Annotated in this window: 23 protein-coding genes and 1 pseudogene; 6 read left to right on the top strand and 18 right to left on the bottom strand. The window is 46.8% G+C overall.

Annotated features, from left to right (window positions below):
• Positions 1-160: 160 nt before the first annotated feature.
• Both WMO75_RS10150 and nagB read left to right on the top strand, forming a co-directional pair.
• Entirely contained in the window at positions 161-1,066 is a 906-nt protein-coding gene (locus WMO75_RS10150) for an AraC family transcriptional regulator (protein WP_118699188.1), read from the top strand.
• A gap of 64 nt (positions 1,067-1,130) precedes the next feature.
• Positions 1,131-1,862 (top strand): glucosamine-6-phosphate deaminase, encoded by a 732-nt coding sequence (gene nagB / locus WMO75_RS10145; RefSeq protein ID WP_349077979.1) that lies wholly within the window; start codon positions 1,131-1,133, stop codon positions 1,860-1,862.
• Positions 1,863-1,914: 52 nt separating this feature from the next.
• Here nagB and WMO75_RS10140 read toward each other — a convergent pair whose 3' ends face one another.
• The 7 genes from WMO75_RS10140 to yedE all read right to left on the bottom strand — a co-directional run bounded on the left by WMO75_RS10140 (position 1,915) and on the right by yedE (position 8,084).
• Positions 1,915-3,246, bottom strand: coding sequence for a sensor histidine kinase (locus WMO75_RS10140; RefSeq protein WP_173905858.1), 1,332 nt, complete (start codon positions 3,244-3,246; stop codon positions 1,915-1,917).
• Positions 3,247-3,248: 2 nt separating this feature from the next.
• A complete protein-coding gene (locus WMO75_RS10135; RefSeq protein WP_022215116.1) occupies positions 3,249-3,917 on the bottom strand; it encodes a winged helix-turn-helix domain-containing protein in 669 nt (222 codons plus the stop codon).
• A 58-nt stretch (positions 3,918-3,975) separates the two neighbouring features.
• Positions 3,976-5,742 (bottom strand): Na/Pi cotransporter family protein, encoded by a 1,767-nt coding sequence (locus WMO75_RS10130; RefSeq protein ID WP_227222575.1) that lies wholly within the window; start codon positions 5,740-5,742, stop codon positions 3,976-3,978.
• Between the two features lie 133 nt (positions 5,743-5,875).
• Complete coding sequence (gene greA, locus WMO75_RS10125) at positions 5,876-6,376, bottom strand: transcription elongation factor GreA (RefSeq protein WP_291581005.1); 501 nt, start codon at positions 6,374-6,376, stop codon at positions 5,876-5,878.
• 136 nt (positions 6,377-6,512) lie between these two features.
• Entirely contained in the window at positions 6,513-6,755 is a 243-nt protein-coding gene (locus WMO75_RS10120) for a putative Se/S carrier protein (protein WP_173905861.1), read from the bottom strand.
• Positions 6,752-6,958 (bottom strand): sulfurtransferase TusA family protein, encoded by a 207-nt coding sequence (locus WMO75_RS10115; protein WP_022215112.1) that lies wholly within the window; start codon positions 6,956-6,958, stop codon positions 6,752-6,754. The genes WMO75_RS10120 and WMO75_RS10115 overlap by 4 nt, the downstream gene beginning before the upstream one ends.
• Before the next feature lie 13 nt (positions 6,959-6,971).
• Complete coding sequence (gene yedE / locus WMO75_RS10110) at positions 6,972-8,084, bottom strand: YedE family putative selenium transporter (RefSeq protein ID WP_349077978.1); 1,113 nt, start codon at positions 8,082-8,084, stop codon at positions 6,972-6,974.
• Positions 8,085-8,225: 141 nt separating this feature from the next.
• Between yedE and WMO75_RS10105 the strand changes: the two genes are divergently transcribed.
• Positions 8,226-9,401: an aminotransferase class V-fold PLP-dependent enzyme gene (locus WMO75_RS10105; RefSeq protein WP_173905863.1), complete on the top strand. Its 1,176-nt coding sequence runs from the start codon at positions 8,226-8,228 to the stop codon at positions 9,399-9,401.
• A 54-nt stretch (positions 9,402-9,455) separates the two neighbouring features.
• Positions 9,456-10,352 (top strand): selenium metabolism-associated LysR family transcriptional regulator, encoded by an 897-nt coding sequence (locus tag WMO75_RS10100; protein ID WP_303217549.1) that lies wholly within the window; start codon positions 9,456-9,458, stop codon positions 10,350-10,352.
• A 9-nt stretch (positions 10,353-10,361) separates the two neighbouring features.
• On the opposite strand, the gene WMO75_RS10095 is transcribed toward WMO75_RS10100, so the two are convergent.
• The 6 genes from WMO75_RS10095 to WMO75_RS10070 are packed head-to-tail and all read right to left on the bottom strand — an operon-like array spanning position 10,362 to position 18,705.
• Positions 10,362-11,507 carry a ComEC/Rec2 family competence protein gene (locus WMO75_RS10095; RefSeq protein ID WP_022215108.1) on the bottom strand — a complete coding sequence of 382 codons (1,146 nt, stop codon included), beginning with the start codon at positions 11,505-11,507 and terminating at the stop codon, positions 10,362-10,364.
• 15 nt (positions 11,508-11,522) lie between these two features.
• The gene (locus tag WMO75_RS10090) at positions 11,523-13,022 is read right to left on the bottom strand and encodes an AAA family ATPase (protein WP_349077977.1); all 1,500 of its coding nucleotides are present in this window, start codon (positions 13,020-13,022) and stop codon (positions 11,523-11,525) included.
• Positions 13,012-14,367, bottom strand: a complete 1,356-nt coding sequence (locus tag WMO75_RS10085) for a vWA domain-containing protein (RefSeq protein ID WP_349077976.1) — start codon at positions 14,365-14,367, stop codon at positions 13,012-13,014. The genes WMO75_RS10090 and WMO75_RS10085 overlap by 11 nt, the downstream gene beginning before the upstream one ends.
• Positions 14,364-15,335: a leucine-rich repeat protein gene (locus tag WMO75_RS10080; RefSeq protein WP_302247485.1), complete on the bottom strand. Its 972-nt coding sequence runs from the start codon at positions 15,333-15,335 to the stop codon at positions 14,364-14,366. Before WMO75_RS10080 ends, WMO75_RS10085 begins: the two co-directional genes overlap by 4 nt.
• Before the next feature lie 3 nt (positions 15,336-15,338).
• Positions 15,339-18,122, bottom strand: a complete 2,784-nt coding sequence (locus WMO75_RS10075; protein WP_302247487.1) for a translation factor GTPase family protein — start codon at positions 18,120-18,122, stop codon at positions 15,339-15,341.
• Between the two features lie 25 nt (positions 18,123-18,147).
• Entirely contained in the window at positions 18,148-18,705 is a 558-nt protein-coding gene (locus tag WMO75_RS10070) for a TetR/AcrR family transcriptional regulator (RefSeq protein ID WP_118699200.1), read from the bottom strand.
• A gap of 163 nt (positions 18,706-18,868) precedes the next feature.
• Between WMO75_RS10070 and glgB the strand changes: the two genes are divergently transcribed.
• The gene (glgB, locus tag WMO75_RS10065; RefSeq protein WP_227222582.1) at positions 18,869-20,656 is read left to right on the top strand and encodes a 1,4-alpha-glucan branching protein GlgB; all 1,788 of its coding nucleotides are present in this window, start codon (positions 18,869-18,871) and stop codon (positions 20,654-20,656) included.
• 107 nt (positions 20,657-20,763) lie between these two features.
• Here the strand turns inward: glgB and WMO75_RS10060 are convergent, their stop codons facing one another.
• The 5 genes and pseudogenes from WMO75_RS10060 to WMO75_RS10040 form a co-directional block, all read right to left on the bottom strand.
• On the bottom strand, positions 20,764-21,408 hold the full coding sequence (locus WMO75_RS10060; RefSeq protein WP_227222583.1) for a helix-turn-helix transcriptional regulator: 645 nt from the start codon (positions 21,406-21,408) through the stop codon (positions 20,764-20,766).
• Positions 21,409-21,492: 84 nt separating this feature from the next.
• Entirely contained in the window at positions 21,493-21,702 is a 210-nt protein-coding gene (locus WMO75_RS10055) for a DMT family transporter (protein WP_227222584.1), read from the bottom strand.
• Positions 21,689-23,188 (bottom strand): 4-alpha-glucanotransferase, encoded by a 1,500-nt coding sequence (gene malQ / locus WMO75_RS10050; protein ID WP_173905871.1) that lies wholly within the window; start codon positions 23,186-23,188, stop codon positions 21,689-21,691. Before malQ ends, WMO75_RS10055 begins: the two co-directional genes overlap by 14 nt.
• 162 nt (positions 23,189-23,350) lie before the next feature.
• Positions 23,351-23,848, bottom strand: a pseudogene (locus WMO75_RS10045) (beta-xylosidase family glycoside hydrolase); the annotation flags it as partial.
• Positions 23,849-24,142: 294 nt separating this feature from the next.
• Positions 24,143-24,703, bottom strand: a complete 561-nt coding sequence (locus WMO75_RS10040; RefSeq protein ID WP_118699203.1) for a hypothetical protein — start codon at positions 24,701-24,703, stop codon at positions 24,143-24,145.
• 146 nt (positions 24,704-24,849) lie between these two features.
• Here WMO75_RS10040 and WMO75_RS10035 point away from each other — a divergent pair, with 146 nt between their 5' ends.
• A complete protein-coding gene (locus WMO75_RS10035; protein ID WP_022215096.1) occupies positions 24,850-25,068 on the top strand; it encodes a hypothetical protein in 219 nt (72 codons plus the stop codon).
• The last annotated feature ends 316 nt before the right edge of the window (positions 25,069-25,384 follow it).

Below are 25,384 nucleotides of genomic sequence, written 5' to 3'. Positions count from 1 at the left end.
TTTAATATGGGCGTTTTTTTAGAAATAGTATTTGCACAATCACATCATATTTTTGCATAATATCAATTATGATTTGACTATTTCGCACAAATTCATTAGTATAAGAACCAAGAACAATATTACAAATCAATAAATGCAAGTGGATGAAGGAGGTCTTCCCGTGGCTTATCAGAGTGTCTCATTGGACCAGGAACTTTTCATAAAAAGCATTTACACGATCCATTACTACGAATATCAGAATGATTTTCATTTTGACGGCGAACGCCACGACTTCTGGGAATTTCAATGCGTGGACACCGGTGCTGCCGAGGTTGTTACAGACAATGGATGCCACACCCTCTCCCGTGGTCAGGTCATCTTTCACCGCCCAAATGAATTTCACACACTGAAAGCTACAGGAAAAACCGCTCCAAGCATCATCGTGATCTCATTTTCCTGTGATTCGCCGTGCATGGAATTTTTTGAAAATAAGATACTCACTTTTTCAGAAACAGAGCGGAGCATCCTCGGACGCATCATCGCAGAGGCGCGGAACTGTTTTGAAACACCTCTGGACGATCCTTATCTGGAGCAGATGATCAAGAAACCTGAGATTTCCTTCGGTTCCCAGCAGCTTCTGACACTTTACCTTGAGGAGCTTCTGATCCACGTGATCCGGCGTTATACGATCGCACATTATTCCGCTTCTGCCGGGATCTACGATCCCTGCCAGACAACTTCTGATACCTGCCGCAAGATCATCCACTACCTGGAACAGCATGTCCGGGAAACCCTGACGATCCAGGATATCTCAAGGAACAATATGATCGGGCGCTCACAGCTGCAGAAACTTTTTCGCGAAGAATATCAGTGTGGTGTGATCGAATTTTTCTCACGGATGAAGATCGACTTTGCCAAACAGCTCATCCGGGAAAACGAAATGAATTTCACGCAGATTTCCGATTTCCTGAGTTATTCTTCGATCCATTATTTTTCCAGACAGTTCAAGAAACTGTCCGGAATGACACCGACAGAATACGCCACTTCTATCAAGGCACTGTCTGAACGCCCACAGCGTCAGAATTAATATTTATGAAGGTAAAAACTATATAAAAATACAATTGTCCTTAATTGGACGGGGAGGACTTACCATGCAGATCTGCAAAGTAAAGAATTATCAGGAACTCAGCCGCAAAGCTGCCAATCTCATCGCAGCCCAGATCACTCTGAAACCAGACAGTGTTCTTGGTCTGGCCACCGGCTCTTCACCGATCGGCACTTATGACCGCCTTGTAGAAATGTACCAGGACGGCGACCTGGATTTTTCACAGATCACCACTGTAAATCTTGATGAATATAAGGGACTTCCAGGTTCCCATGAACAGAGCTATCGTTATTTCATGAATACGCATCTTTTTCACCGCGTGAACATTTCTTATGCCAATACTTATGTTCCGGACGGTACGGAAACTGACAGCGAAAAGTGCTGCCAGGCCTACAACGAACTGATCCACCGCGTCGGACCGGCTGACATCCAGCTTCTTGGTCTCGGCCACGACGGTCACATTGGCTTCAACGAACCATCCGACCATTTTGAAGATGAGACACACTGTGTTGACCTCACTGAAACAACGATCCAGGCAAATAAGCGTTTCTTTGCCAGCGAAGAAGATGTTCCTCGTCAGGCATACACTATGGGGATCGGAACCATCATGCGCTGCCGTAAGCTGATCGTTCTTGTCAGCGGCAAGGATAAGGCCGCGATCCTGAAACAGGTGATCCAGGGACCTGTCACACCAGAAGTTCCGGGATCTATCCTTCAGTTCCATCCGGACTGCACGATCATCGCTGATGAAGCAGCCCTTTCCGAGATGGATCTTTGATTTCGCCTTCAAATTTATTTCTTTTACAACGCACAAAAATGGAGCCAGTCTGTCAAAAGACCAGCTCCATTTTTGTGCCCTGCCCTGGTTCGCTGTCCAGAACGATCTCTGCGTTATGAAGGATCGCGCCGTGCTTTACAATCGAAAGTCCAAGCCCCGTTCCACCGGTTTCCCGGGAATGACTCTTATCCACTCTGTAGAATCGTTCAAAGATCCTCTTCTGTTCCTCTTTCGGAATGCCGATTCCGTTGTCCTCCACGCGATAGTACGGATGGCTTCCTCTCTGCCCTACAAAGATCTTTACGATTCCATCTTTATTCGTATAGCGCACTGCATTGTCCGCAATATTGTACAGCATCTCATAGAGGACCTGACGCACACCCTCGACGGAAACTGACGCTCCCTCAAGCTGTAACTGAATATTCTTCTTTGATGCTGCACTGTCCAGATGAAGGACGATATCCTCTGACAGCTCATACAGATCCACCGGCTCAAATGGCATATCGCTATCCTTCTCATCCAGCCTCGACAACTGGATGATATCTGTCACCAATGTACTTAAACGGCTTGCCTCGTGGTAGATCCTTCCGGAAAACTCCTGTATCTTGTCTCCCGGAACCATCCCGTTCATCATCAGCTCCGCATAACCGGAGATCGACATCAGCGGTGTCTTAAGCTCGTGAGAAACATTCGCAGAAAATTCCCTGCGGACAGCCTCTGCCTCCTTGAGCTCTTCCATCTGTTTCGCGATCTGGTGGTTCTGCTCATCTACACGCTCCAGAAGAGGTCGCAGTTCCTCATAGCGGACTTCTCCAAGCGGATGTTCCAGATCCAGTGTATTGATCGGCTCGATCAGGTCCTGTGTCTGTTTCCGGACAAGGATAAATGCCAGCACCAGAATCAGAAGCAAAAGCGCACCAAAAAGTGCCGAACTGGAGACCATTGTCGAAAAGACACTGTCTGTCGTTCTTCCCACACGGAGGATATCTCCATTGGAAAGTTTCACCGCACAGTAAAAATTCTGCTTTGAAAGTGTCTCTGAATAACGCAGAGTCTCCGCATAGCCTTCTTTTTCTGCCTGAATAAATTCCGGACGGTTGCTGTGATTGGCAAGCTCCGTCGGATCTTCCAGTGAATCAAACAAAACATTTCCTTCACTGTCCAGAAGTGTGATACGGGCAGCGGAAGCTTTGCCAAGATCCTTGTCCAGATAGGATTCGCCCATCTTTTCTACGCTGTCCTGGATGTATTTTGTACTGTCCCGGACGCTCTGCTTCAGATCTTCATTATACTTGCTGTACATGACCAGACTCGCTGCAAGGAATGTCATAAGCACTGACAGGACTACGAGCAGACAGGTATGGTTTAATATCTTTTTTCTCATTTTTATGCTCCGATCCGGTAGCCTACGCCTCGAACCGTCTCGACCAGATTTCCGGCTTCCCCAAGCTTCTGTCTCAGGGTACGGACATGTACATCGACTGTCCTCGTCTCACCGTCAAAATCATATCCCCATACATGGCAAAGGATCTGATTTCTCGTCATGACCAGTCCCTTGTTTTCCATCAGATACTGAAGAAGTTCAAATTCCTTACGTGTCAGTTCGATCTTTTCGCCCTTCCAGCAGACTTTGTGCTTTCCGACAGACAGTGCCAGATCCTGACATTTCAGTTCTTTGTCGTCCTCCTGTCTGGAACAGCGGCGCAGGACCGCCTTTACTCTGGCGACAAATTCCATCATTCCAAAAGGTTTTGTGATATAATCATCAGCTCCTGCTTCCAGCCCGCGGACCTTGTCAAATTCGGCTTCTTTTGCCGTGACCATGATCACCGGGATATTTTTGGTCTCCTGTGAAGCTTTGAGCCGTTCGAGAATGCTGTATCCGTCTTCCCCCGGAAGCATGATGTCCAGAAGGATAAGATCCGGGAGTTCTTCTTTAAGAAGTGCCCGGAGTTCTTTCCCATTCGACACACCCTTTGCTGAAAATCCTGTCGTTTCCAGGGTATAGATCAAAAGCTCTCTGATATTTCTTTCATCTTCTACACAATAGATCATTCTGTTGTAACTGTTATTTCCCTTTCTGTCCGGAATCTGCCGTTACTGTGTGTATCTTTTACGGAAGTACATACTCTCTCTGCAGTTCTTCCAGACGATTGTAATAGCCTTCATCTGGTTCGTTTTTGAGGCTCTCCAGATGACTGTGTGTATCATAAAGATTCTCTCTTACCTGTGTTACGCAGACGCTGATGTTGGAACAATGGTCTGCGATACGTTCCAGACTGGTGAGCAGGTCTGTGAGGATAAATCCCATCTCGATCGTACATTCTCCGGAACGCAGACGGTTGACATGGCGACGTTTCATCTCCCTGCTCAGCTCATCCACCATTTCTTCCAGAGGCTCTACATCACGGGTGAGGTTCATATCCTGCTTGTCGAATACGTCATATGCAGTATCTACGATCCTGCCGACTACACTGACCAGAACCTGAAGTTCCGTTCTGGCCTCCGGCGAGAAACTGAGATTCTTTTCGTGAAGCTCTCTTGCGGATTCCATAATATTTACCGCATGATCTGAGATACGCTCGAAATCACCGATGCAGTGAAGCATGATGGAAACGCTGTGGCTGTCCTTTTCGGAGAGGTCTTTGTTATTCAGTTTCACCAGATAAGTTCCCAGTTCATCCTCATAGCGGTCTACTTTTGACTCGATCTTCTGAACTCGTTCTGCCTGTTCTTCCTGATAGTCGCGAAGCAGTCCAAGAGAGATATCCAGAGCCTTGCGGGAATCGCGTTCCATATGTTTTGCTGCATTTCTTCCCTGTTCTACGGCAAAAGCCGGTTTTTCCAGAAATCTGGATTCGAGGATCATGAACTCCTGATCTTCCTTGCTGACTTCATCGGACTTGTCATCACGGATGGTAAGACAGGCAAGTTTCACAAGAAGATTGGAGAATGGCAGCCATACAAGTGTCGCTGTGATATTGAAGACACTGTGCGTGATCGCGATCGTTGCCGGTGTCGCCATCTGTGTCATAAATGGAAAATGCACAGCAGTATTGATAAGATAAAACAGTGACATGAACACAATCGTTCCGATCAGGTTAAAGTACAGATGGATCATTGCTGCTCTCTTGGCATTCTTGTTTGCGCCGATCGCAGACAGAAGTGCGGTCACACAGGTACCGATGTTCTGTCCCATGATGATCGGGAATGCAGAGCTGAATGGAACTGCACCTGTCATACAGAGTGCCTGAAGGATACCGACAGATGCGGAGGAAGACTGAATGATCGCAGTCAGGATCGTACCTGCAAGGATTCCTGCTACCGGATTGGAGAATTTAAGGAGAAGACCTGTAAATTCCGGTACATCTGCCAGAGGTTTTACTGCGCCGCTCATAGATTCCATACCAAACATCAGCACTGCGAATCCCAGAAGGATGGTTCCGATATCTTTCTTACGGGAGCTTTTGGTAAAAGTCAGAAGGCTGATTCCGACCAGTGCCAGGACCGGTGAAAAAGAACTCGGTTTCAGAAGGCTGATAAAAAAGTTGCTGCTCTCAATTCCTGTAAGGCTCAGAAGCCAGGAAGTAATGGTAGTTCCGATATTCGCACCCATGATGATGCCGACTGCCTGTGTCAGTTTCATGATTCCTGAGTTTACAAATCCGACTACCATGACAGTTGTTGCAGATGAGGACTGGATGACTGCTGTCACGCACATTCCGAGAAGTACTGCTTTCCATTTGCTGGAAGTTAAATTTTCCAGGATCTGCTCCAGTTTACCTCCTGATACCTTTGCCAGACCATCACCCATAACCTGCATTCCATACAAAAACATGGCAAGACCGCCCAACAATGTTAATATACTGAAAAAATCCATAATGTTCTCCTTTGCTCAGATTTAATATGGTTTCATCATATTGACATCGTGTAAAGTTCTCACCAGTTTTATGTTAAATCTTTGTAAAATCGAATTTCACAGAAAAAAGGCTCTTTTTGGCGGATTTTTTCTGTCAGAAGCTTCGGATATCCTCTCCTTCATCGCCTGTCTTGTCGATAGAGCGGATGCGCAGGTAGTAGCTTACATTTTCGTTCACCTCCACTTTGACTCTGTCTCCGACGCGGTGTCCCTTGAGGGCTTTGCCGATCGGGGATTCGATGCTGACACGGTTTTCCATCGAATTTCCGCGAATGGAAGTGACAAGTTTGTATTTCTCCACTTCGCCATCTTCCTCGAATTCGACTTCTACGATATCGTCCATGCCCACTTCATCTGACCTAGAAGTATCCTCTACGACTTCTGCTGTCTTGAGCATTCTCTCCAGGTAACGGATTCTGCTCTCGTTCTGGTTCTTGTGTTTCTTTGCAGCGTAGTATTCAAAGTTCTCACTCAAGTCGCCCTGCGCACGCGCTTCCTTGACCGCCTCGATGGCTTCCTTTCGGATAACCAGCTTACGGTGCTCGATCTCTTCTTCTATTTTTTCTACATCTCTTTTTGTCAGTTTTTCTCTCATTTTTGTCACTCCTGATTCTGTGCCGCATCTCTAAACCTGATGCGGTTTTTATTTTATCCCTAGTATACACGAATTTACATTTTCGTACAATCTCACGTCAAAAAAAGAGAAGCCCGAAAGCTCCTCTTAATATTTTTTATTCTTCATCTGCATGATAGATACGCACATATCCTGAATCTTCGATCCGGACGATCTGTTCCACTTCTTCGTTTCGCTCCGGGAATTCCCCTTCTGCCTCGAAGCGCACACAGGTTCCGCAGGAAGAACTCAAGTCTCTGGGAACCGGCATGACAACCGCCTCCAGATCCATCTTCTCACAGTTCTTCCGGTACTGGATCGCACCATAATGAGAATAAAACGTCGCTATATATTTCATCATTTCTTTATCCTGAGCAGGAAATCATCGCCCTGTTCTTCCACCTCGACCTGATAGCCCTGATGGATCGCAAAACGGGAGACATTTTCTTTTGCCACCACATTGTCTACCAGAACTTCATACTGAGCTTCTCTGGACGCCATGGCATTTTTTGTCTGGATGACTGGTTCCGGGCAGGACAGTCCTCTTGCATCTACTCTTTTCATATTTTATCTCCTTTCAGGCTTCTTTTCGCCTGGAATTGACCACGCCGATCACTGCTACAACAATGATACCGATCACAACTGCGATCTTGCCGTTTGCTGTCGGGCCATCTGCTGAAGATGCCAGACCGAAGTTGTGGGCAAAAGCAGCTCCTGCCATCAGGCCGAGAACGGTCACAACAGAGTCTGTATTTCCCTCACCGGAGAGAATGAGCTGGCGCATCGGGCATCCGCCGAGAAGGATACAGCCAAAACCTGCAAGATACATGCCAAGTGCATTCCACAAACCATCTGTATGTGCGATCGGCTGACCGGCAAATCCCGGATGGAAATATCCAAGTGCCACATTTACGATCAATGCACTGACAAGGATCGCAACAAAACCAAACAGAAGCTTGAACTCGCCAAACAGAACTGCATCACGGATTCCGCCGACCATGCAGAGACGGGTTCTCTGTGCAAGGATACCAACGATCACCCCTGCTGCCAATGAGATCAGGATTGCCGCATGCTTTGCTCCAGGGCCGCCGTCCGGCTCTGTGAAATGGATAAATGCCGGTGCTGCCACAAGAAGGATCAGCATCACGATCTGAACTGCAGGGAAAATACTTCCCTCAAGTTTCGGCATCTTGTAGGAACGCTTCAGAGTGTATCCTTTCTTGAGGAAGAATGTTCCTGTCAGGATACCTGCCGCGAAACCAACCAGGCCGAAGATGGCATTTCCGTCACCGCCTGCCAGACGCAGGATCATACGGAACGGACAGCCAAGGAACATCAGACATCCGATCATAACAAAAGCACCCAGGACAAATCTTGTCACCGGTGCAGAACCGCCTCTTGGACGGAACTCTTTGGTGATCAGTGACACGATACATGCACCCAGCACAAGTCCGATGATCTCCGGACGGATGTACTGTACGGCTGCTGCGGAATGAAGTCCGAGCGCACCTGTGGTATCACGGAGGAAGCAGGCAATACAGAATCCCATGTTTGCCGGATTTCCAAAGAATACCAGCATGGCTGCGATCACACCGATGATCACGCCAGCCACAACAATTGTTGTTTTTTCTTTTTTCATTAGTGAATAACCTCCCTTTCTCTCAATGCTGAAAGATTTTGGTATCAGCATATTTTCTTTGTATTATCATACCATTGTTGAGCATTTTTCACCAATTAAATATAGTCGTATTTTATATCTACTTATAGATAATATTTATAAATTATGATATACTCAGAATTATGATCTAATAAAAGTACGTGAGGTAATTTTATGAAAAAAATATATCTGGATCAGGCAAGCACTTCTTTTCCAAAGGCTCCTTCTGTGGCTGATGCTGTTTATCAGTATCTCTCCGGCTGTGCGGTCAATGTCGGACGCGGCGGGTATCAGGCTGCCTATTCCGTAGAAGAACAGATCTTTGAAACAAGAGAACAGCTTCGCCGGCTTTTCCATTTCACATCCGGCAGGGGCAAAAATGTGATTTTCACCCAGAACATCACTATGAGCCTTAATATTCTCCTCAAGGGGATCCTGAAACCAGGCGACCATGTGCTGGTCACTTCGATGGAGCACAATGCAGTAATGCGCCCGCTTGTGCAGCTTCAGAGACAGGGAGTGACTTTTGACAGGATTCCGTGCGATCATGAAGGAAATCTGATTCTCTCAGAAGCAGATGCGCTCGTGAAACCAAATACCAGACTTCTCGTCTGTCTCCACGCTTCCAATGTATGCGGAACCATCATGCCGCTTAAGGAGATCAGCACCTTCTGCCAGAAACATGGGCTGCTTTTTGTCCTGGACAGTGCACAGACTGCCGGTACACTTCCGATCGATATGGAAGAATTAAAGCTTGATGCGCTCGCTTTCACCGGGCACAAAGGACTCCGTGGACCGCAGGGGATCGGCGGTTTCCTGATCCGCAGCGAGCTTGCTTCTCAGATCGAACCACTCTTAAGTGGCGGCACCGGAAGTATTTCCCATACTGAAGAAGTCCCTGATTTCCTCCCGGACCGCTTCGAGCCGGGAACGCCGAACATCCCCGGGATCCTCGGTCTTCACGCCGCGCTTGATGATCTGGAGAACAGTTCAATGGATCTGGCTTTCCAGCATGAACTCACGCTGACGAAACAATTCATTGACGGAATCCTCACCCTCGACCCGGCTGAGGCCAGCCTTCGCGTGATCGGACACAAAGACACCCAGAACCGCTGTGCCGTCGTCTCGATCCAGACACTTGAAGTGGATATGGCTCGTGCCGCCTTTGAACTGGACGATACTTACGGGATCATGTCCCGCGTCGGTCTCCACTGTGCCCCAAGTGCGCACAAAACCCTCGGCACATATCCTGCCGGTACGCTCCGCTTCTCCTTTGGTCCGGAAAATACCCCGGAAGAAGTGGACACTGCCCTTCATGCACTTGCAGAGATCACAGGGATTTCACAATAAGCGTATCATTATCGTATTATTTAGAAGATTCACTTTTCAGGAGATTTTTGATTTATGGAATTCAAACAGTTAGAAGCCTTTGTCGCCGTCGTCGATTACGGCAGTTTCTCCGAAGCTGCCAGACGACTTTATCTGACACAGCCAACCATCAGCGCACACATCCGCTCCCTCGAAGAAGAGCTTCACTCCAAACTCATCATCCGCACGACAAAAAAGACCACCGTCACCACCAGAGGCTACCAGCTCTACGACAGTGCAGTCCGGATGCTTGAGATCCGCAACAACCTTCTCGACAACTTCACAGGGGCGCAGAAGCACATGATCGACCTTGCAGCCTCCACGATTCCTTCCTCTTATCTGTTGCCGGAACTGCTCGCAGGTTTCGGAGGCTCCCACCCGGATATTTATTTTCATTCCATCCAGACGGACAGTGAGGGAGCGATCCACCGCGTTCTGGACGGAACTGTCGATCTTGCACTTGTCGGGCAGAATACCGGAGATGAGAGCTGTGTCTTTATTCCTTTCTGTCAGGATACCCTCGTGATCGCCACGCCTGTCACAGAACACTACCTGAAATTCAAGGAAGATCCTGTCGATTTCAAACAGTTTCTGGAAGATCCGATCATCATCCGTGAAAAAGGCTCCGGCACCAAGAAAGAGATGGATCTTTTTCTGGAAAAGATCGGCATCACGCCTTCTGACCTCAATGTGATCGCCCGAATGAACGATCTGGAAAGCATCAAGAAATCTATCGTCAACGGACTTGGCATCTCAATCCTCTCTGCCCGTTCTGCCGTAGATCTGGAAAAAACAAAACAGATCCTTCTGTTTCCATTAGAAGAATCTGTTCATAAAAGAAGTTTTTATATTGTTTACAGCAAAAACCGGATCCTGAAACCGCATGTGCGCCAGTTTATGCACTATGTACGGGATTTTTATCAGGAAATCTGATTCTCGTTTTTACCAGCATTTTTTGCAGGCTTCATAACCTTCACTGAGTGCCTGTGATTCACTTTCCTGTCTTGCATTGTCCGGGTTCATATTTCCGCAGTTTGGAATGCTGTGATATTTGCTTCCTGTTGCAGAGATCCAGACCATGGCTCCCTGGGTGTCAGTCGTGTCTGCAGTCTCGGTGCTGTTGTCCGAAATCTGTGAGCTGTCTGACCAGCCAGAATAACGCACACCTGAACCTGTACTTGCATCAGAAGAACCTGAACTGCTGCCAGTGCTCTCATCTCCGGAACTGTAATCGTTGCACGGTTCCTGGTTCCAGCTGATCGTACTTCCATCAGAAACTGCGATCACGGTTCCCTGGTCATCGGTACGAAATACCGGGATATCCATGTCGGAAAGTTTTCCCATTGTCTCCGCAGTCGGATGACCGTAGGAATTACCTTTGCCGCAGCTTACCACTGCCCAGGATGGAGTCGATGCTTCCAGAAGATCCCATGAAGTAGAAGATGCAGAACCATGATGACCGAGACAGAGCACATCACAGTCCAGGTTCATTCCTGTACTGATCATATCCTGCTCACTTGTCTCCTCCGCATCTCCCATGAACATAAAGCTGTTGTCGCCATTGACAAGACGGATCACAACAGAGTTGTCATTGCTGTTCTTGGAGATTCCGGAAGGTGCCATGACCGTGAAACTGCCGGTCCCAAATTCATAAGTATCACCGACAGCCGGATATTCGACAGTGATCGCATTCGCTGTCGCCGTATTCATAAACGTATTAAAAAGGTCCGATGTGTGCACATAGTCGGAACCCAGAACATGATCCACCTCAAAATTATCAAGGCATTTGACAAGTCCTCCCAGATGATCCTCATCATAGTGAGAGGAGATCATGTAATCGATCGTCTCTACTTCCTGATTTTTAAGATACTGGACCACCTCATCTGCATGAGAACGGTTTCCACCATCATAGAGAAGATTTTCTCCGCCCGACTGCACGAGGATCGCCAGTCCCTGCCCTACATCAATAAAGTGCACCGCCATGTCGCCGCCTGCTGCTTCCACCGGAACGATACTGCCCGGAAGCAGAAGCGAAAACGCCAGAAGCAGCGAAAGTAAAAAGGTGTAGATTTTCCTTTGTTTCTTCATTTAATAACGCTCCTCTTAAAGTTCTTCAATTCTCCTTCGGATCTGCTGGCTCACATCTTCGAACAGCAGATCTCTGTTGTAACGTACGTATCTCTCACATTCATAAGTTTCCAGGAAACGTACACAGTAGAAATCGGTATTGATCCCTGAGACAAACATAACCATTTCCTGGCTGTTATAGAAAGCCGCCTCCATGAAATCAAACGCATATTCCAGTGTATTTCCTGCCTGATCCCATTCGTCTTCCCAGGAAGCTCTTTCTTCCCCAAATGCCTCCCGGACAAGATCAAACGCTTCTTCTCCCTGAACCTCGCTGTGCTGTTTCAAAAGTTTCGCGTAATCTTCCAGAAGTGTGACTGCCTGGCGAATGCAGAGGTCTTCTCTTCGTTCCAGAAGTCCTTCTTTCTGCTTCTTCTCGCGGGTGTTTTTGAGATCAAAGATGTAGTCTTCCAGTCTCTGCGCGAGATTTCCGGATGACAGGTTTTCTTTCAGGGTTTTCAGCACCTCGAACACTTTTTCCAGTACTTCTTCCTGAAGCATGACTTTTCGTACCGCCTGTCGTGTACCGGAGAACAAAAGGTTCACGACACTCACTCTTTCATCAAAGGATGCGTGGGAAACTTTCTTTACCATTGCCTCGGAGTTTTTGCCCTGAAGGATTTCTGTGATCTGGTAATCCTGCTGGTATTTTTGATACAGTTCGTAATATTCTGCAAATTCTCTCGAAATGCGCTCATGCTGGATGTACTGCCCCACAAGATCTGCCGTGATACTTTTTCCAAGACGCTCGTAGACTTCCATCATTCTGGAAAGATCTTCCCAGCCTCGCGGAGTTGCAAACTGTTTGCCGTCGATCGTTGTCTCCATCTGGTAGAAACAGTTGTTGCGAAGTTCCAGATAGGAAAGGATCGCCGGGTGCATGTTTTCTTTGTATGCGTATTCCCGCCAGGTCTGGTAATCCGGCTCTACGAGGATCTTTTTGACACGATCCAGGGTGACAACGTCAAATTCACGGACAGATTTGTTGTATTCCGGCGGGTTTCCTGCTGCCACGATCACCCATCCCTTCGGAATCTCATGGTTTCCGAAACTCTTGCACTGGAGAAACTGCAGCATCGCCGGAGCCAGTGTCTCAGAAACACAGTTGATCTCATCAATAAAAAGGATTCCCTCGCTGAGACCCGTCTCACTCATACGGTTATAAATACTTGCAACGATCTCGCTCATCGTATATTCTGTCGCCGAGTATTCCCTGCCGCCGTATTCCTTCTTCGAAATAAACGGAAGTCCGATCGCACTCTGTCTGGTGTGGTGTGTGATCGTGTACGCCACCAGTGCCACGCCGCATTCACGCGCCGCCTGCTCCATGATCTGCGTCTTTCCGATTCCCGGTGCACCAAGGAGAAGCACCGGCCTCTGATGAACGCTCGGGATCACATATTCTCCATACTCGTCTTTCATAAGATACGCTTCGACCGTATCCACAACTTCCTGTTTTGCCTGTTTAATATTCATAATAATCTTCTTTCCTCTCTAGTGCCTGTGTATCCAGAATGAGTTTGATCGCCCACGGCGGCACATCCACATCCCTGTAATCATCCTTCATAAAAACAAACGCGGTATCATAAGGCGGCATCTTTGCCGGAAAAGTCCCATATCCGTCGGTGAAATACAGAAGTCCCCGAAGTCTCTGAAATGCTCCCATTTTGATCAAATGCTCCACATACGTAAATGCCGGACGGAAATCCGTTCCGCCGAACCCTCTTACATTAAAATCCTCAAGATACGCTTCCATCTCTTTCTGGTTATGGATCACCTGATCGTCCTGGATCTTTTCGTCACACTGAATGATGTGCACCTGGATCTTTCGGAAAAAACTCTCCGACTCTGCAAGTACACTGTACGTTTCCTCCAGAAACCTGCGGATCAGGCTTCCATTACAGGACATGGAAGTGTCGATCACGATGACAAAATCCTCGATTTTTTTCATCTCTTTTGTTTCCAGCGGCTCGATCAGCGGCATATTCCCGTAAGTTTCCATCCCAAAATGATAGTAGATCGGGTCAAAAGAATCCATATCCACCTGCATCTCTTCTTTCAGGACAGAAAACTTCCGAAGGAACTCCCGGTAATCATACCGTTTTCTGTTTTCTGCCTGCAGATGCTCCACAAGTCCCGGCGAATCCCCTGCTGCTTCCTTTGAAAAAAGCTCCATCTCCGTCTGCATCTTGCGCCGCATCTCTTCCCATTTCTTCTGGCGGTCTGCCATCCCGCTTCGACTGTTCGGCGTGTACCAGAAATGGTGGTCGTCCTTGCGGAATTCCTGTTCCAGCCGGACGATTTCTTCTTCCTCGCATTTCAGGAGATCATAATACAGGATCTCCGCAGTCAGAACTTTGTGTTCTGTTTTCCACTGCTGATATTTTTCTCTTCGGAAACTGTTCGGGCGGATGTAAACTGCCTTCTGATAAAGTTCATCCAGAATATTTTCCACCGCGATATCTGCTGCCAGATCCCAGATTCTCCACTCCCGTTCCTTTCTGCTCCACAGATGGCAGAAAAGACAGTGCAGAAGTTCGTGGAGATACAGCCTGTTGATCACTACTTTGTTCTGCATAAACATCGGAAGCAGCCACTGTGGGGACACATAGAGAAGTTTCCCGTCCGTGCCCAGCACCTGTGTCTCGCCTGACGGCACTATCTTTAATGCACTGAGAGCGCTCTGGAAATAACGCATGGAAACCGCCAGTTCATTTCTGGAATTTGCAAAAATATCCTGGCAGATCTCCAGTACCTCTTCTTCTTTTTTGCGCTGCTCATGAACAAAATTTCCAAATTTGTTTTTTTCTTCTCTGTTCACAGTTCAAATGCCTTTCTCTTCTTCCTTCCATGGCCTGCGAGCGTGTCCATGAGGATACTGACCCATCTGGAATCTCCTGATCTCTGTGCACGCTCGAGCATTTTTTCTGTCTCTGCCCTGTCCGGAGTGATCTTTGTGAGGATCGTCCGCATTGCTGCGTATTCTTTTTCTTCGCCAAGGATACTGACCGCACGCTCTCCGTGTTCTCTGAGATACTGGATGTATTTTTCTTCCGCTGTCTCTGTCAGATCCATCGGGTAGAGGATACGGTCCAGTACCAGTTTCAGAACGATTGACTCCTCCTCCCACGCTTCCGCATAGGGAAAAAGCTTGTCGTATTCCAGTATGTTGAGTTTCTTGTGAAGGAAGCTGTTTCGGTAACGGATCCCGCTTCCGTGCACATGATTTTCGATGATTCGCGCCGGTGTGTTTTCTACGCCTTCCTCAAAAAATTCCGGAAACCAGAAACGCCCCTGTTCACCATTTTTGTCCATATCGACTCTCAGAGTCTCCGGCAGTTCTGTCAGGATATCTCTCAGGCAGGAATCACCGTTCTCGTCTGTTTTTACAGTGACCCGCTCGATCTTGTGGCAGCCGGTCATTGCACCGACACCGACATCCCGCAGATCACCGCCGAAACTTAACTTTTTCAAGTGAAAACAATTGTAAAAAGCATATCTTCCTACTTTTCTGAGTTTTGACGGAAGAATCAGTTCCTGCACCGCATTTCCGGACATCTCCGGCATTCCTTCTTCATCCTGCACTTCCAGTCCGTCCTCTGTACAGAATTTCCCACTCATCCTGCACTTTTCCAAGTCGCCCCGGTCTATATGGTCAGAAAAAATATATGCTCCCAGTTCTGTCACAGGAAGTCCTTCCAGAGTTTCCGGCAGTTCCACGATCCCGTCGTGTCCATATACGCGGTCAATGCAGATTCCTGTTTTGTTTCTTCTATATAAATATATCATTTTTTATTCTTCGCCTGCCTCACCTAACCGGATTTTTTCCATCTGCGCCTGCAGTTCTTCTGACATGTTGTCAAAGAGATAGGTCTTGCTGCTCCGGCGCTGCTGATGCCACTCTGCACGCGCATTTTTTTCCGTATCTTCGATCTCTTTTTTGAGTCCCTGTGCGGAAATCCTGTGTGCGCCCTGTCCCATGATGATGACCTGCTCCAGACCATCAGAAGTCGCTACGGTTACCTGATACTGTCTGCCGATCCGGTGGACCGTCTTCTCGATATACTGATCTGCTGTCTCGGCTTCCTTGGTGTATACTACATAAATATTATGATAGGTGAGGACTTCTTCCATATGTCCTTCCACCTTGTAAGCATCAAATACAAGGATCAGCGTGCATTTACGGTAGCCCTGATAATTGCTCAAAATATCCATCAGCTTATCGCAGGCTGCGTGGATGTTTTCTTTCGCCAGCTCATTCAGTTCTTCCCAGGAAAAAATAATGTTGTATCCATCGACAAGAAGATATTCTTCCTTGCGCGGTTTTCCCTGCCGGTAACGGACAGTCGGCGCTGAGGAATGAACGGTCTTTTTCTGGAAAGCAGCGCGGTCACGTTTGATGGGGCCAAAGGTCCTCTCAAAGATCGCCTGCAGTTCTTCTTCCTCATCGTAACTTCCACTGTAGGAAAATTTGCCGTTTTTTCCACTTGTGTTTCTGGAAATGTTTGGATTATCCACCGCTGTACCCGGATTTTCCGCATAATCCACATCATCATACCAGGTTTCGCTGTTCAGGCCGTTAAGTTCCACTCCGCTGTTCAGATGCATGTAATCCTCGACCTGATCCCATGGTACGACAAAACCTGCGCCATGTGCACAGAAAACGGAACCTGTCGGATTTTCCAGATCGCTTTCCGGATCGTAGGCAACATTTTGTACGATCTCTTCCTGGTTTTTGCACGGTGCATAGCCCTTGAGTGTGCAGAAAAGTTTTCCTGTTCCGTGTGTGTATGCAACGACCTCTTTCTGGTAATCGCGCATCTGGGAAACGGCTGCTGTTCCTTTTAGGACTGCGGTTGTTCCGTCTGTATCCGGTGATTCGAAGCTCCCCTGCATCTTCTGGACATCTGCCAGCGCTCTTCCGATCATCTCGGCAGGCACTTCAAGACGGAATTCATAGTATGGTTCCAGAAGGATATTTTTTGCTTTGCGAAGTCCCTGGCGGACAGCACGGTAAGTTGCCTGGCGGAAATCCCCGCCCTCTGTATGTTTCGCATGGGCACGCCCTGTCAGGAGGGTGATCTGCACATCCGTAAGCGGAGAACCTGTCAGCACACCGATGTGTTCCTTCTCCTCCAGATGTGTGAGGATCAGACGCTGCCAGTTCCTTGCAAGCACATCTTCACTGCATGCGGTAAAAAACTGACATCCGCTTCCCGGTTCTCCCGGCTCGATCAGGAGGTGGACTTCCGCATAATGGCGAAGCGGCTCAAAATGCCCTACCCCTTCTACCGGTTCTGCAACGGTTTCTTTGTAGACGATACTTCCAGCTCCGAATTCTACCGCCACATGAAAACGGTCCCAGATCAGTTTCTTGAGGATCTCGATCTGTACCTCTCCCATCAGCTGTGCATGGATCTCGCCAAGCTGGCTGTCCCACAGAATGTGAAGTTCCGGTTCTTCCTCCTCAAGCTGTCGTAATTTCTGCAGCATCTGGTGCGGGTCGCAGTCGTCCGGAAGCTGGATCTGATAATTCAGGACCGGTTCCAGAACAGGAAGCTCGGATTCGCTTTCTATGCCAAGTCCCTCACCCGGATAAGTTCTGGTCAAACCTGTCACGGCACAGATCGTTCCTGCTTCTGCCTCTGTGATCGTTGTATATTTTGCGCCAGAGTAGAGACGGAGCTGGTCTGCTTTTTCTTCCCAGTCCTCCTGCTGCTGTCTTACACCCGGCAAAGCCTGTCCTTTCGCTCTGGATGATAGCATGGTTTTGGCTTTGAGAGAGCCGCCTGTGATCTTCATATAAGTCAGACGGTTTCCCTGTTCATCCCTTGCGATCTTGAAGACCTTTGCACCGAATTCTGTCGGTCGTTTAGGTTCTCTGGTATATTTCTGCACGCCATTCCAGAAATCCTCCACACCGTCCTCTTTGAGTGCGGAGCCAAAATAGCACGGGAAAATCTTTCTCTGTGTGATCAGTTCTGCAATCTCTTCTTCCTCGATGCTGCCTGTCTCAAGATATTTTTCGAGAAGAGTTTCGTCACAGACCGCGATGTTTTCCATCTGGTCCGGAGTTAGGGTGTTTTCTTCATCGTTTTCCTGGATTTTTCCAAAATCCACGCAGTTTTCATGCAGATGTGCCTTAAGATCAGCAAGAAGGGCATCATGATCCGTTCCGTTCTGATCCATCTTGTTGACGAACAGAAATGTCGGGATCTGATATCTTTCCAGGAGCCTCCACAGCGTCATCGTATGGCTCTGCACGCCGTCCATGCCGTTGATCACAAGAATCGCATAGTCCAGCACCTGCAGTGTCCTCTCCATCTCAGCCGAAAAATCGACATGCCCCGGAGTGTCCAAAAGTGTTACTTCCACATCCTCGGTCTTAAGGATCGCCTGCTTGGAAAAGATCGTGATTCCGCGCTCTTTTTCCAGTTCATAATTATCCAGAAAGGTATCTCCATGATCCACGCGCCCGATCTGACGGATCACACCGCATAGATACAGGAGTCTTTCAGACAAAGTCGTCTTCCCGGCATCTACATGCGCCAGGATTCCTATTACTAATTTTTTCATGTTTTTTCTTCTTTCAGATTGTATTTCAGTTTTCTTCTGTGCTGTTTTCCAGATACATCGGAGCCAGTTTACGTACAATACTCTCACTGACAGAGACCAGTGTTGCGACATCTTTTTCCTGATTGTTCAGATATGCATGGAAACAGCCCTGGATGCAGAAAGAAAGCATGATGTCTCTCTGCGGGTCCTCCTTATAATCTGGATATTTCTCACAAATGAGACGTTTCAGTTCAGTCTCCAGACAGTCACCGAGGCGGGCTTTTTCTGTTCCGGAAAACAAGAGATTGATCAGGGTGTTGTTTGAGATCAGCGCCATGTAAAGGTTTCTTGTAAATACATCCGGATTCTTGAACGGCTCCTCCTGCTGGCTGGAAATATTTTTCAGCACAGAGACGATCGTTTCTGATTCCATTTTGTCTGACAGTGCATAAATATCTTCATAATGGCTGTAAAAGGTTGATTTGTTGATCGCAGCCAGACTGCACAGTTCCTTTATTGTGATCTTTCCAAGTGGTTTACGGGAGCGTAATTCCAGAAAAGCATTCTTGATCGCGCGCTCTGTTTTTTCGATTCTGATATCCATATGTTTTTCCTTTTCCGACGGTTTTTTTCAAAAGTTGCTTATCCGTCTTTCTTTTTTTATTGTCGGTGGACAACCCTTCCTTGTCTTCTTATAGTATAGTTAAAAAAACAACTATTGTCCATTACTATCGAATCATAATTATTATATGCAAAGGAGAATCTGCATGGATTTTTACGGATTTTACACAGGAAAAATTTTTGACGCTTATCAGTACCTCGGTGCACATACAGAAAAAACAGGAGTTACTTTCCGCACTTTCGCACCATCTGCTTCCCGCATCGCTGTGATCGGAGAATTCAACGACTGGCAGGAATCAGAGATGAACAAAGTTTATGACGGCAACTTCTGGGAATGTTATATCCCGGAGGCAAAGCCGGGACAGATGTACAAATACCGTATCTATGACCGCAACGGCAATCCGGTCGATCACTGCGACCCGTATGGATTCGGCATGGAGCTTCGTCCGAACAGCGCGTCCATCGTCCGTGACATGTCCAAATATAAATTCAAAGACTCCAAATGGATGCAGAACCGCAGCGACTGCCGCAAGAAGCCGCTCAACATCTATGAGATCCATTTCGGTTCTTTCCGCAAGCCGTCCGACAAGACCGACGACTGGTATACTTATGAGGAAATGATCGATATCCTGATCCCGTATCTTACTGAGAACGGATACAACTATCTTGAAATCATGCCGCTGAATGAGTATCCATGTGACGAATCCTGGGGATATCAGGCAACAGGATTTTTCAGTCCGACTTCCAGATACGGAACTGCTGACCAGTTAAAGGCTTTCGTGGATGCCTGCCACAAACACGGCATCGGCGTGCTGATGGACTTTGTTCCGGTTCATTTCGCTGTGGATGCTTACGGTCTGGCAAATTATGACGGAACTGCGCTTTATGAGTATCCGAACTCTGCTGTCGGTGTCAGCGAATGGGGAAGCTGCAACTTTATGCATTCCCGCGGCGAAACAAGAAGTTTCCTGCAGTCCTGTGCCAATTACTGGATGAGTGAATTCCACATGGACGGTATCCGTATGGATGCGATCAGCCGTGCGATCTACTGGCAGGGCGACCCGGCTCGTGGGGTAAACCTGAATGCGGTAGAGTTCCTTCAGTACATGAACCAGGGACTCAAGAATCTCCACCCATCTGCGATCCTCGCAGCCGAAGATTCCACTTCCTTCCCGAAAGTTACCGATCCGGTTTCCCAGGGCGGTCTTGGATTTGACTATAAATGGGACATGGGCTGGATGAACGATACCCTGGACTATTTCCGTACTGGTCCGGAATATCGTACAGACAATTATCACAAACTGACTTTCTCCATGATGTATTACTACGATTCACGTTTCCTGCTTCCGCTGTCACACGATGAGGTTGTCCACGGCAAGGCAACGATCATGCAGAAAATGAGCGGCGACTATGACAACAAATTCCCGCAGGCACGCGCACTGTACATGTATATGTATGCACATCCTGGCAAGAAACTGAACTTCATGGGAAATGAGATCGGCCAGCTCCGTGAATGGGATGAAAAGCGTGAACAGGACTGGATGCTCCTCAACTATCCGATCCATAAGGGATTTGCACGTTTCATGAAAGACCTGAACCAGCTTTACCTTGAGCACTCTGCTCTCTGGGAGAAGGATTACGAGGCAGACGGCTTCCAGTGGATCGACTGCCACCAGGAGGCAAACTGCATCTACGTCTTTGAGCGAAACAGCAAGAAAGAAAAGATCATCTCCCTGTTCAACTTCTCCGACCACGAGCAGATGTACGAACTGAAACTCCCGGGAGTCACCAGCCTTAAAGAACTACTGAACAGCAATCTTGAGATCTACGGCGGCACCCAGAAAAACTTAAATACCGCCATCACACTCAAAAACGACAGGATCATCCTGACCCTGCCGCCGTTCTCAGCTGTGTATTATACGCCTGAGGCATAAAATCAGCAAACGTGCCACTGGCACCTCCTCGATATGCAATGCAATTTTAAGGGCTGCAGTTACCACCAGCGTAACTGCAGCCCTTATCTTAATATATGCTATAAAAATTATCCTTTTTTTCCTCTTGCTTCGTCAAGGTAGCTGTAGATGGTCACTCGAGAGACTCCCATCAGTTCTGCTACTTTGTCCATTGCACCCTTAACAAGGAAGATGCCTTTCTCATCCATAAGGCGCACCAGCCCAACGCATTTTGAGCGGCTTAACTCTCTGGTATCTGTGGATCCAATCACCGACATAATGAGTTTGTCAATGACTGCCATGACGTCCTGCGGGACGTCATGTTCTCCTGTTCCCGGATTTCTTCCTGCCTCCAGGTCTGTTTTCAGATAGTTCATCAACATAGTATTTACATTCTGAAGCATGGTAATATCCATGTTGATACAAAGCATCCCGATCACATCTCCATCCTGATCTCGGAGCAGTGCTGATGATGACTTGACTGCCTTTTCATCTGTTGTCCTGAAAAAATAATTCGAAAGATGATCGTCTTTAAAGTCTTTGTTCTCAAGCACCTGCTTCACGAAGTAATCTGACTTCTCTCCTGTTTTCTGTCCGGTAACTGTTCCATTTGCAACATAAGCCACATAACTTCCAGATTTTGTCAGTTCATAAAGGATCACCTCGCAGGTATCTCCATTCGCCTCCTGAACAGTATCTGCTATCACAAAGTATTTCTCTAGTTCTTTCTTCATTTTACACTCCCGATAATTTTTTATCTTTTCGTGTAAAAAATTATAACACATGCTTTTTCTCAAGTAAACAACCGGTGCAATATTTTAGACTTCTATTCCTTTGTTGACACGGAAAGAAATACCGTGCCTACAACAAATACAAAACCGATCAGTTCGGATCGCGGTAAGCCAGTCAGCACTGAGATCATATTGCGTAAACAGATACTGGCTGCATACACCGGATATTCCCCAGCTGACCCCTCCGAGGATTGCGAGCATATATCCTTTGATATTATTCTTCTTATCTTCTTCCATAACGTGTTGCCAGTTCCAGCATTTCTTTCTGAAGTTCTTTTGAGAACTGACCTTCTTTTAGTCTCCACTTCCAGTTCTTGCCGAGGGTGGACGGCTGGTTCATTCGTGCGGAGTTGTCAAGACCAAGGTAATCCTGCATTGGAATGATGCACAGATTGGCAACGCTCTGCATTACGAGGCAGATCAGGTCGTCACACAGTTCTTTGCCGGAGTCTTTGAAGTTGTTCAGATACTCACGGACCTGTCTTCTCTCGCCCGGTGTGATGTCGTCCAGCCAGGAAAGAAGTGTTTCGTTGTCATGGGTTCCTGTATAGACAACACAGTTTCTCGGATAGTTGTGCGGCAGGTAGTCGCTGGCATTTCCGGTATCGCGCTCGTCAAAAGCGAATTCGATAACTTTCATGTTGGGATAGCCGCTCTCTTCTACAAGCTGTTTAACGCTATCAGTCATGTAGCCAAGATCCTCTGCGATGATCTCTCTGTCTCCCAATCTTGCTGAGATTGCACGGAACAGATCGATTCCAGGACCTTTTTCCCACCAGCCGTTCTCTGCTGTCTTATCTCCGTATGGAATTGCATAATATTCATCAAATCCGCGGAAATGGTCGATCCTTACAACGTCATACAGGCGGAAGCAGTTGGAGATTCGTTTGATCCACCACTCATATCCAGAGTTACGGTGCACTTCCCAGTTGTACAGAGGGTTTCCCCAGAGCTGTCCTGTAGCAGAAAATCCATCTGGCGGGCATCCTGCTACCTGTGTCGGGCAGTTTTTCTCATCCAGTTTAAAGAGCCACGGATTTGCCCAGGTATCTGCGCTGTCCATTGCAACGTAGATCGGGATGTCACCGATGATCTGGATTCCCTTTTCGTTTGCATAAGATTTGAGTGCCATCCACTGCTGGCGGAATTTGAACTGCATATATTCCTGGAATTCGATTTCGAAATACATTTCTTCTCTGTAGTAATCCAGGGCGTTCTGCCAGCGAAGGCGGATATCCTCAGCCCACTCGCTCCACGGAATACCGCCGAAGCGTTTCTTCACTGCCATAAAAAGTGCATAGTCCTTGAGCCACCATGCTTCTTCTTCCTGAAATCTGCGGAACTCCGGATCCATATAAATATTACTTCTCTCATATGCCTTGCGGAGAAGCTGCATACGTCCTTCGTATAATTTCGCATAATCTACGCTGGTCGTATCTGTTCCAAAGTCTACTTTGTCACACTCTTTCTTTGTCAGGACTCCTTCTTCGATCAGTGCCTCAATACTGATGAAGTATGGGTTTCCTGCAAATGTAGAGAAAGACTGGTACGGTGAATCACCATAGCTGGTCGGTCCCAGCGGCAGGATCTGCCAGTAACTCTGTCCTGCTTCCTTGAGTGCATCTACAAATTCATACGCTTTTTTGTCAAAGCATCCAATACCGTACTTTGAAGGCAGACTGCTCACTGGAAGCAGTACGCCGCATTTTCTTTTCTGTGCCATTTCTTTCCTCCCTGATATTCCTTTTTAACGCGGAAAAACCAGGCGCATTTTAACGCCCGGCAATCCTATTATTGATAATGCCTATTTTGTCACATACAAGGGGTAACCGTCAATGTTCAGAATTGATGGTTTATATTAAATTTTTTAGATATTCTGACTAATTTACTCCACCATCCGGCTTTCGTCGGCTTTGTATTCGAAGAAATCGAAGTCGGCACATTTCCTGTGGAGGATGCGGTCGGCGCAGGTGAGGCCTACCATGGTACCGGTGAACTCACCGTATTTGCAGTATTCATCGGAGAATCTGGTGGTATCGAAGATGCGTCCGATCTTCTCATAATTTTCTCCGTCGTAGCTCCACTCGAACCAGGATTTTCTTCCTTCGATGTAGAGGCGAAGGTAGATCGGTTTGTCCTCTACCGGGATCCTGGTGTTCAAAAATTCTGTCTTGACGCCATTTTCCAGATGAATGATGGACAATGCGCTCTGTCCGAGAGTTTCACTGTAATATTTGCGGAGGTTGATGTAGTTCATGTTATCATAATACAGGATCAGACCCGCACTGTGCTGATGTACTTCCGGCACAAATTCCATCTTTGTAGTGATCCTTGCGTAAACACTGGTCAGTTTTCTTGCAAGAATGCTGGCTTTGTTCAGGGAAGTGCGGGATTCCTGTCTTTAAGGGAAAAAGTGGCTGGACTGTTACTGCCGATTATCTGGACAAAGCTGGTAAATTTCAGTCACAAATGTTAAAAAACAATAAAACATTTAAAGTAACAAAGAAGAATTCCATGCTGCTTCTGAATGCTGTAAACAATAAAACAGGACAGAGTGAAACAGCGATAGTTATTTTTAAATAAATCTTATAAAGCCCAATTTGCCATCTGAGCAAATTGGGCTTTCTCTTAAACTAATTCAATTCACTATTTTTTTCTTTTTCATTTTCGCGCCGTATCACATTCCGCTGGACCATACTACTCCGGCTTTTTGCATGTATTTTTTGACACTTCTGCTGTAGGTAGAACCACTTACTCTCTTGCCATTAACCTTATATCCTTTCTGGAATTTGCCGTTAAAGCGTTCTGCCTTTACGATTCTTGTTGCCTTGGTTCCTCTGACTCTGTAAATACAGTACTCAGTTCCACCTGTGTTGGCATTGCAGAGCATTACAGTGTGACAGGTTCTGGAGTATTTGATCGGAAAATTGTAGCCCTTGCCATATCCTACAGATGCTGCACGTACATTTTTTCTTGTTTTCGGATTGTAAGTACGGATTTCGTTGATTCCTGCAGAACTGTTATGCATAAGCAGTTCCGGAATTCCATTTCCATCAATGTCTACGATTTTGTAACTGCCACGTTTGCCTTTCACATACTTCTTGTAGCTTGATACCGCTGCATTATAATATCTGGATGATGCAGCCATAGCGGGAACTGTCATCCCCATGCAGAGAATTACTGCCAGCAAAATGCAGCACAGCTGTTTCACTTTCTTTTTCATTGTAATCTGTTTCATATTCTCTGTCCCTCCTTGAATTTATACTTACATTTTATCATACCTGATTACGAATTTGTGTTTTCTTTCAGATATTTTTCATATTTTATAAAATATTTTTTGTTTTTCTGCTTATACTAATAACTATTAGCACGAGGAGGTTACTTATGAAAAAAAATATTTCACACAAATCTGCAACATCTAATCAGGAAATTATTGATTCCTGTGATTTTCTCTCAAATGCTGCATCAACCCAGGACTGCACCGGGCTGATCCCCTCAGGACCGATGAATGAGGATGAACTGGAATCGTACGAGGCTGTATATCATTACCAGCCACCCAGACTTTCCCACAAAAGTACAGAAAATATGCATGACAGCAAATGAACATCTTTTTCGTTCTTTGTTACTGTTGAACTTCGGATATAGAAAAAGCCCTATCAGAAGTAATTTCTGATAAAGCTTTTCTATATTATTATTTATCTGTCACTCCGTCTGGCAATCTGCCCCCCAGCCTGTCCGAAAACCTTATTTTCAGGCATAAATTTAGCCCCTTTCCTTCATCTGAGACATTGCTACGAAAATAAAACTCGTAGCAATGTACAGTTTTAATTTAACTTGTTGTACTAGATAAAATAAAATATAAAGAAACTTCAACAAAATGTGCTATCTTATTTGTAGGACATACAAATTTGAAAGGGGG

This window comes from Blautia intestinihominis (assembly GCF_040096655.1).
In the GTDB taxonomy this organism is placed as follows: Bacteria; Bacillota; Clostridia; order Lachnospirales; family Lachnospiraceae; genus Blautia_A; species Blautia_A intestinihominis.
The sequence above is the reverse complement of the archived record's forward strand: the minus strand, read 5'-3'. Positions and strand labels throughout refer to the sequence as shown.

Coding starts and splice junctions, on each gene's coding strand:
- nagB (WP_349077979.1), top strand. CDS start 1,131: ATGCAGATCTGCAAAGTAAAGAATTATCAGGAACTCAGCCGCAAAGCT.
- WMO75_RS10140 (WP_173905858.1), bottom strand. CDS start 3,246: ATGAGAAAAAAGATATTAAACCATACCTGTCTGCTCGTAGTCCTGTCA.
- WMO75_RS10135 (WP_022215116.1), bottom strand. CDS start 3,917: ATGATCTATTGTGTAGAAGATGAAAGAAATATCAGAGAGCTTTTGATC.
- WMO75_RS10130 (WP_227222575.1), bottom strand. CDS start 5,742: ATGGATTTTTTCAGTATATTAACATTGTTGGGCGGTCTTGCCATGTTT.
- greA (WP_291581005.1), bottom strand. CDS start 6,376: ATGAGAGAAAAACTGACAAAAAGAGATGTAGAAAAAATAGAAGAAGAG.
- WMO75_RS10120 (WP_173905861.1), bottom strand. CDS start 6,755: ATGATGAAATATATAGCGACGTTTTATTCTCATTATGGTGCGATCCAG.
- WMO75_RS10115 (WP_022215112.1), bottom strand. CDS start 6,958: ATGAAAAGAGTAGATGCAAGAGGACTGTCCTGCCCGGAACCAGTCATC.
- yedE (WP_349077978.1), bottom strand. CDS start 8,084: ATGCTGATACCAAAATCTTTCAGCATTGAGAGAAAGGGAGGTTATTCA.
- WMO75_RS10105 (WP_173905863.1), top strand. CDS start 8,226: ATGAAAAAAATATATCTGGATCAGGCAAGCACTTCTTTTCCAAAGGCT.
- WMO75_RS10100 (WP_303217549.1), top strand. CDS start 9,456: ATGGAATTCAAACAGTTAGAAGCCTTTGTCGCCGTCGTCGATTACGGC.
- WMO75_RS10095 (WP_022215108.1), bottom strand. CDS start 11,507: ATGAAGAAACAAAGGAAAATCTACACCTTTTTACTTTCGCTGCTTCTG.
- WMO75_RS10090 (WP_349077977.1), bottom strand. CDS start 13,022: ATGAATATTAAACAGGCAAAACAGGAAGTTGTGGATACGGTCGAAGCG.
- WMO75_RS10080 (WP_302247485.1), bottom strand. CDS start 15,335: ATGATATATTTATATAGAAGAAACAAAACAGGAATCTGCATTGACCGC.
- WMO75_RS10075 (WP_302247487.1), bottom strand. CDS start 18,122: ATGAAAAAATTAGTAATAGGAATCCTGGCGCATGTAGATGCCGGGAAG.
- WMO75_RS10070 (WP_118699200.1), bottom strand. CDS start 18,705: ATGGATATCAGAATCGAAAAAACAGAGCGCGCGATCAAGAATGCTTTT.
- glgB (WP_227222582.1), top strand. CDS start 18,869: ATGGATTTTTACGGATTTTACACAGGAAAAATTTTTGACGCTTATCAG.
- WMO75_RS10060 (WP_227222583.1), bottom strand. CDS start 21,408: ATGAAGAAAGAACTAGAGAAATACTTTGTGATAGCAGATACTGTTCAG.
- WMO75_RS10055 (WP_227222584.1), bottom strand. CDS start 21,702: ATGGAAGAAGATAAGAAGAATAATATCAAAGGATATATGCTCGCAATC.
- malQ (WP_173905871.1), bottom strand. CDS start 23,188: ATGGCACAGAAAAGAAAATGCGGCGTACTGCTTCCAGTGAGCAGTCTG.
- WMO75_RS10040 (WP_118699203.1), bottom strand. CDS start 24,703: ATGAAACAGATTACAATGAAAAAGAAAGTGAAACAGCTGTGCTGCATT.
- WMO75_RS10035 (WP_022215096.1), top strand. CDS start 24,850: ATGAAAAAAAATATTTCACACAAATCTGCAACATCTAATCAGGAAATT.